This window comes from Dyella sp. (genome assembly GCF_051954575.1).
Taxonomy (GTDB): Bacteria; Pseudomonadota; Gammaproteobacteria; order Xanthomonadales; family Rhodanobacteraceae; genus Dyella_B.
In genome coordinates this window covers 1-7512 of sequence record NZ_JBQCHP010000160.1, presented here as the reverse complement: position 1 = coordinate 7512, position 7512 = coordinate 1, and the positions used below count along the sequence as shown (strand labels likewise).

General features: G+C 65.4%; 7 protein-coding genes. All 7 read right to left on the bottom strand.

From position 1 onward, the window contains the following. Positions 1–202: 202 nt before the first annotated feature. Positions 203–817: a phosphoribosylanthranilate isomerase gene (locus tag ACTHNE_RS19310; protein ID WP_440270069.1), complete on the bottom strand. Its 615-nt coding sequence runs from the start codon at positions 815–817 to the stop codon at positions 203–205. Further along, positions 814–1581 carry a tRNA pseudouridine(38-40) synthase TruA gene (gene truA / locus ACTHNE_RS19305; protein WP_324947664.1) on the bottom strand — a complete coding sequence of 256 codons (768 nt, stop codon included), beginning with the start codon at positions 1579–1581 and terminating at the stop codon, positions 814–816. The genes ACTHNE_RS19310 and truA overlap by 4 nt, the downstream gene beginning before the upstream one ends. Before the next feature lie 100 nt (positions 1582–1681). Continuing rightward, complete coding sequence (locus tag ACTHNE_RS19300) at positions 1682–4000, bottom strand: FimV/HubP family polar landmark protein (RefSeq protein ID WP_440270068.1); 2319 nt, start codon at positions 3998–4000, stop codon at positions 1682–1684. Between the two features lie 169 nt (positions 4001–4169). Beyond that, entirely contained in the window at positions 4170–4412 is a 243-nt protein-coding gene (locus ACTHNE_RS19295; protein WP_324947660.1) for a hypothetical protein, read from the bottom strand. Positions 4413–4450: 38 nt separating this feature from the next. Beyond that, complete coding sequence (locus ACTHNE_RS19290; RefSeq protein ID WP_324947658.1) at positions 4451–5479, bottom strand: aspartate-semialdehyde dehydrogenase; 1029 nt, start codon at positions 5477–5479, stop codon at positions 4451–4453. A gap of 119 nt (positions 5480–5598) precedes the next feature. Beyond that, entirely contained in the window at positions 5599–6615 is a 1017-nt protein-coding gene (locus ACTHNE_RS19285; RefSeq protein WP_324947656.1) for a 2-hydroxyacid dehydrogenase, read from the bottom strand. 64 nt (positions 6616–6679) lie between these two features. Then, a partial coding sequence (aroC, locus tag ACTHNE_RS19280; RefSeq protein WP_440270067.1) for a chorismate synthase occupies positions 6680–7512 on the bottom strand: 833 nt, incomplete at its 5' end.

The following is a 7512-nucleotide window of genomic DNA, read 5'->3' as shown; positions in this document are numbered from 1 at the left end:
ATCGGCATGGTGCGAGCTCAAACGATGGTGTGCCCGTGGCACGTGTTGCCACCTTGATGAGGCCTTATACATAGATGCAGCCGGCCTTCGGGGAATGAAAAAAGCGGTTGACGTAGGGGGCGAGTCCATACATAGGCTGGGCTGACCCCGGGCTCGAACCGGGGGAACCCCAGCGCACAGAATCCACAACGCTCTCTTCCAGTTACACAGCACGCACGGCCGCAACAAATTCCCGCATCTTGCCGTGACCCTTCACCCCCGGCGCCGATTCGATCCCGCTGGACACATCCACCGCCCACGGCTTCGCAACACCAATCGCCGCCGCCACGTTCGCCGCATTCAAACCACCAGCCAGAATCAACGGCTGCTTCAGATCGCGCGGCATCAGCGACCAATCGAACGATTTACCGCTGCCGCCAGGTTCGCCCAGACCATGCCCATCAAGCAACAGCCCCGCCGCATGCGGGTGATCATGCAATTGGTAGAGCGCCGCCGCGCCCTCGCCCATCGCAATCGCCTTCAGATACGGCTGGCCGAACTGCTTGCACCACTCGTCGCTCTCGCTGCCGTGGAACTGCAGCATCGAAGGGCGCACGGTATCGATGATCTCCTGCACGAAGTTCGCCTCGTCATCCATGCACAAGGCCACGGTGGCGACGAACGGCGGCATCGCTTGGACAATCGCGCGCGCCTGCGCCAGCGACACCTGTCGCTTGCTGTGCGCGGTCAGCACCACGCCGATCGCATCGACGCCCAGTTCGGCGGCGAGCAAGGCGTCTTCGACGCGTGTCATGCCGCAGCATTTGATGCGAGTCATTCGCTGACCTCCTCAGGCAAGCCCCAGTGTTTTTCGTAGCGCGGTGCAATGAAGGTTAAGCCGGATGCCGCCGCCGTGGGACCGGCCACTTCGCGATTGCGTCCGGCCAGCAGGGTGGCGATCCACTCCGCTGGCTGCTCGCTACGCCCCACCACCAACAGCGAGCCGACGATATTGCGCACCATGTGATGCAGGAATGCATTCGCTTCGATGTCCACGATCACCTGCTGCCCCTCGCGCCGCACACTGAGCTGCTTCACTTCGCGCCGCGCGTGCGCCGCCTGGCAGGAGATGGCGCGGAACGCGGAGAAATCGTGCTCGCCGATCAAGGCTTGCGCTGCCGCATGCATGCGTTCGGCATCCAGCGACTGGCGCTCCCATGTCACATGGCGCGCATCCAACGCGGGGCGCACGGCGCGATTGAGAATGCTGTAGCGGTAACGGCGGCTGCGTGCGGAGAAGCGCGCGTGAAATTCATCGGGCACGATCTGCGCCCACAACACGGCGACGCTGGTCGGCAAGTTCGAGCAGGTACCCAGCACCCATGCGCGCATGTCGCGCTGCACCTCGGTATCGAAATGCACCACCTGGCAGCGTCCGTGCACGCCCGCGTCGGTGCGGCCCGCGCAGGTCACCGTGATCGGCTCGGCGGCCACGAACGAAAGCGCGCGCTCCAGGCTCGCTTGCACGCTGGCACCGTGGCTCAGCCGCTGCCAGCCGAGAAAATCGGTGCCGTCGTATTCGATGCCCAGGGCAATGCGCATGCGTGGTAGGACCACTCAAAAAGATGCACAAGCGTAGCAGGTGGCGGAAAAACATCGGGCCGGCAATGGCCGGCCCGATGAGGTGTGCCTTGAAGAACGATCAGCTGATCTTTTCGAGCAACTGCTTGGCGACGTCCTTCTGGATCTGCGTGCCTTCGTGCAGCACTTCCTCCAGCATGGCGCGGGCGCCATCGGGGTCGCCCATGTCGAGGTAGGCGCGTGCCAGATCGAGCTTGGTGTCGACCGGATCATCGGTCAGTTCGCCGAACGCGTCGTGATCCGTATGCACCGCGTGGTGCTCGTGCTCGGCCTGGCCTGCATGGGCCGTTTGCGGCGCATCGAGCGGTTCGTCGTCGAACTTCCAGGTGGAGATCGGCTCTTCTTCCGGCTCCTTCACCGCCGGCGCGGAGGCAGGGCGGGAGAGAGGTTCCGGATGATGCGGCGTCAGGTCGAAGTCGAAATGGTATTCGCTGACCTTGGACGGCGCAGGCGCCGGCGCCTTGGCCGGAGCCACCGGCTCGGCGGCGGCCGGAGTGGGAGGATAACTGTCGAGATCGAAGTGATGCGGCTGCTCGCGCACCTGCGTGACGTCGGCGTCGTGCGCGGCGAACAGCGGATGGCCCGGGGCCAGATCGCGGCCCATGTGCACCACGTCCTGCCATTCCGGCTGGTCCGGATCGGTGATGTGCGCGTGCATCGCTTCCGCGGCCGCTTCGAAATGCTCCACATCGCGGCGGGTGTAATACAGGCTGACCAGTTCCAGATGCAAGCCGATGTCGTCGGGCTGTTCGGCAAGCTGGTCGAGCAGTTCGTCCTGATCCGGGTCGGAACCGGCCGGATGTTCGCTATCGAGGTCCACCGTGCCGAAGCGATCGGCCAGCGAACCGCCCCCCTTGGACGAAGGCGAAGCCGACCTGGCCGCCTTGCCGCCGGATTTGCCGCGGCGGCTGAGCAAGCCCAGCAAGGCCAGCACGATGATGCCGCCACCTGCCGCCCAGGCCCAGGTTTCCGTGTACCAGGGTTGCTCGGCCGGCGCGGGCGTAGGCACGCGATGCGGCGGCACGACCGGCTTCGGCTTGGCGGGCGCATTCAGCGGCGTGGTGACGACGCCGTTTGCGGCCGATGCGCCGGCAGCCGGCTTGGCGGCGCTCGTTGCGCCGGCCACGGCCGGTGCGGGAGCGGCGGCGTGCGGTGCGGACGCAGCGGCGACCGGGGCTGCCGGCTTGTTCTCGACCGGCGCAGGCGTCGGGGCCGGCGTCAGCGCAGCCGTCGGGGCGGCAGGCTTGCCGGCGGCCTTGCGCGCATCGGCGAGCTGCTTCTGCAGATCGGCGATTTCGTTGTCCTTCAACGACAACAGGCGCTGGTTCTTGCTGTTGATGTCTTCCAGGTCCTTCAGGCGCGACTTCAGCTCTTCGCTCTGCTGCTGCAGGGAGGAAAGCATTTCCTGGCTGCGCTGCAATTGCTGGCGCACGGCGGCGCTGGCGCCACCCTTGCCGTTCGCACCACCGGGGGCCTGGCCCTCGCTGCCCGGCGGCACCAGTGCCAGGCGGTCGGCCTTGCTGTTGGCGGTCGGGGCGACCGAGGCGTTCTCGCGCGTACCACCCGTGGCCACGGCCACTGGCGTGCTGACGGCGCCATTGCGCCAGTCGCTGTTCTGCTGGTGCACCGTGGCGGCCGCTGCGGCAGCGGCCGTGGCGAGTGCGTCGTCGCGCGAGGGAACGCGCAGGATCGAACCGGCCTTCAGCGCGTTGATGTTGTCGCGGTAAAACGCGTCCGGATTGGCGCTCTTGAGCGCCAGCATCATCTGGTTGACGTCGACGCCGGCCGGCGCAGCCAGCGCAGCGATGTGCGACAGCGTGGCACCCTTCTCCACCGGCCCGATCTGGCCGCCGCTCGGCACGGGAGCTTGAGCGGTACGGGCAGGCGCGCTGGCGCGGCGCGGCGCGGCGGTGGTTTCGCTGGCCGGCGCGGATGTGCTGGCGGCCGGTGCGCGACGTCGCGACGGCGCACTGCTGCTGGCTGCCTGCGCTACCTTGTTCGGCGGGTCGAGCAGGATGGCGAATTCACGCACGCTGCTGCCGGTGCTGCTGTTCACTTCCACCAGCAAGTCGAGGTAGGGATCGTCCACGGCGGAGCTGCTGGTGACGCGGATCACTTTGTGACCGTTGTCGTCCACCACGTTGAATTGCAAGGGAATCGAGGGACGCTCGCCGCCGGCCTTGACGAAGGCGTCGTTGGGCGCCAACTGCGCGCTCAGGCTCTGCAGTTCATCGGGAGTGGCCTTGGTGACCGGAATATCGACCAGGAGCGGCTGCCCCAGCGCCGACTTGATATGTGCCTGGCCCAGTTCCACGGCTGCCGCCTGACTGCTGCCCAGCGCAAGCGCCAGCAGTATCGACAGCTTCAAAGAACGATTCATCGCTTGGCTCCCCCGAGTCGACCCGGACGCTTTACTGAAAAGACACCGCAGCTTGCGGCGCCTTCTTCTTGGAAGGCGTCACTTTAGTTAGATAAACGTCAATCAACAATACCAGATTTTACCCGGAGGCCCTTTTGCGCGCCGAATTTTTCGCCCGGCGTGACGGCCGTCAATGCTTGCCCGAGGGTACCTTGGAGGCCTGTCGGGCAGCCTCGATCTGTTTGCGCAGTTCGGCGATGGCCTGATCCTGCTGTTGCAGCTTCTGTGCTGCCTGTTGGCTGGTCGATTCCTGCTGGCTGACGTCCTGCTGCAACCGCTGCACTTCGGTCTGGTGCTGGGCCACCTGCTGGCGAACGTCCGTCGCCTCCTGTGCCGTATCCCTGGATGATTGCGCCCAAGCGTTGAAAGCCAACAAGCAACCCAGCAAAACCAGACTGAAACGCATTACCATTACAGATAATCCTCGATCAGCAATTCCGCGATCTGCACGGCGTTGAGCGCTGCGCCCTTGCGAATGTTGTCGGACACGATCCACAGATCCAGCCCGCGGTCGTGCGAGATGTCCTCGCGGATGCGGCCGACGAACACCGGATCCTGCCCGGCCGCGTCGCCCACCGGCGTGGGATAGCCGCCGGCCTTGCGCTCGTCCTGCACCACCACGCCCTCGGCCTGCTCCAGCAGCTCGCGCGCCTGCTCGGCGGTGATCTTGTCGCGCGTCTCGATGTGCACGGCCTCGGAGTGGCCATAGAACACCGGCACGCGCACCGCGGTGGGGTTCACCTGGATGGATTCGTCTTCCAGGATCTTGCGCGTTTCCCACACCATCTTCATTTCTTCCTTGGTGTAGCCATTGGCCTGGAAGTCGTCGATGTGCGGGATCACGTTGAAGGCGATCTGCTTGGGAAACTTCTTCGTTTCCACGTCCTGGAAGTTGAGCAACGCGGCGGTCTGCTTGCCCAGTTCTTCCATGCCCGAACGGCCGGCGCCGGAAACGGACTGATACGTGGCCACGTTGATGCGCTCGATGCCCACTGCGCGATGGATCGGCGCCAGCGCCACCAGCATCTGCATGGTGGAACAGTTCGGGTTGGCGATGATGCCGCGCACGGTGTACTGCGCGATGGCGTGCGGATTCACTTCGCTCACCACCAGCGGGATGTCGTCCTGGTAACGGAACTCCGAGGTGTTGTCGATCACCACCGCGCCCGCAGCGGCAGCGCGCGGCGCATGCACGCGGCTGACCGAGCCTCCGGCGGAGAAGAAAGCAATGTCCACGCCGTTGAAGTCGTAGTCGTCCAGGTTCTGCACGGTGATCTGTTTGCCGGCGAACTCCACTTTGCTGCCGGCCGAACGCGCGCTGGCCAGCGGCACCAGCTCGCTGATCGGAAAATCGCGCTGGGCCAGGATGCTCAGCAGGGTCTCGCCCACGGCGCCGGTGGCGCCCACCATCGCTACCTTGTAACTACTCTTCTTGCTCATCTCATCGGGTCACTTGTCTGATAGGGAGAATCGCCGCGATGGCATCGAGACCCCGACCGGGGAATCTAGCCTGCGCGGTACGCGGACTGCACGGCACAACCTTGCTGGCGTGAGACGTATCACGTTTTCGCTTCATGTACGGCTCCTAGAGCTTCCGGATTGAGCAGCGAAGGTGGATGTCCGGCGTCGGGTCCATGACCCAGCGCCGCCAGCAAATTATCGGCCGCCAGTTGCGCCATCGCGCGGCGCGTATCGGCGCTGGCGCTGGCGATGTGCGGGCTGAGCACGGCGTTGTCGAGTTCGAGCAGGGCCGGATGCACGGAAGGCTCGCCTTCGAACACGTCCAGCCCGGCCGCCGCCAGCCGGCCTTCGCGCAAGGCGACGGCCAGCGCGGCATCGTCGACGATACCGCCACGGGCGATGTTCACCAGCACGGCCGTAGGTTTCATCAGCGCCAGTTCGGCAGCGCCGATGGCGTGATGATTCTGCGCGTTGTACGGCAGCACCAGAATCAAATGATCTGCGCGCCTGAGCAGGTCCGCTTTTTCGACCCACCGGGCGCGGCAATCACGTTCGATGTTTTCCGGCAGCCGCGAGCGGTTGTGATAGAGCACCGGCATGCCGAAGCCATAGGCGCGACGGGCGATGGCCTGTCCGATGCGGCCCATGCCGAGGATGCCCAGCGTCTTGCCGTGCACGTCCATGCCCAGCCAGTCGTGGAAGCGCATGCCCTCGCGCCATTGGCCGGCACGCAACCAGCGTTCGGCGCTGCTGACGTGCCGCGCGGCCGCCAGCAGCAGCGTCCAGGCGTAGTCGGCGGTGGTTTCGTTGAGCACGTCCGGCGTATTGGTGGCAAGAATGCCGGCCGAGGTCAGCGCCGGCACATCTAAGTTGTTATAGCCCACCGCAAGGTTGGCCACCACGCGAAGCTTGCGATTGCCCGCGATCACGCCAGCGTCGATGCGCTCGCCCAGGCCGACGATGGCGCCATCCACGTCGGCCAGCTTTTCGCGCAGCTCGGCCGGCGGACGCTGGCGCTCGTCGGTTTCGGCGCGCACGTCCACGTATTGGGCCAGATGGGCCAGTACTTCCGGAAAAAGCGGGCGGGAAACCCAGACGTTGTGTGACTTGCTCATGTGCGATTGACTGCCGTGGGGCGCTTGCTTCCTGTCTGCCATAAGGCGACAGGCCCTTGTTCCATCAAGGGATGCGCGGTTTTATTTCGCCCACGTCGCCGCATTGTGCGCGATGGCGCAACGCGTGATCCATCAACACCAGGGCCACCATCGCCTCGGCGATGGGCGTGGCGCGAATGCCGACGCAGGGATCGTGGCGCCCCTTGGTGACCACGTCGACCGACTCGCCGGCCAGGTTCACGCTATGGCCGGGAATGAGAATGCTCGAGGTGGGCTTGAGCGCGATCGAGGCACATACCGCCTGCCCCGTACTGATGCCGCCCAGGATGCCACCGGCATGATTGGACGTAAAGCCGTCCATATGCATTTCGTCCCGATGCTGGCTGCCGCGCTGCGTGACCGCTTCGAAGCCGTCGCCGATCTCCACGCCCTTGACCGCGTTGATCGACATCAGCGCGGCGGCCAGGTCGCCGTCGAGCTTGCCGTAGATCGGCTCGCCCCAGCCGGGCGGCACGCCGTCGGCCTGAACGTTGACGCGCGCGCCGACCGAATCGCCGGACTTGCGCAACGCGTCCATGTATTTCTCCAGCTCCGGCACCTGCGCCTCGTGCGGCCAGAAAAAAGGGTTCTGCTCGATCGCGTTCCAGTCGAAGCCCGCCGGAACGATCTCGCCCAACTGCGCCAGGTAGCCGCGCACGCGCACGCCGTAGCGCTCGGCCAGCCATTTCTTGGCGATCACCGCCGCCGCCACGCGCATGGTGGTTTCGCGCGCGGACGAACGACCACCGCCGCGCGGATCGCGAATGCCGTATTTCTGCCAATAGGTGTAATCGGCATGGCCAGGGCGGAAAGTCTGCGCGATATCGCCGTAATCCTTGCTGCGCTGGTCGGTATTGC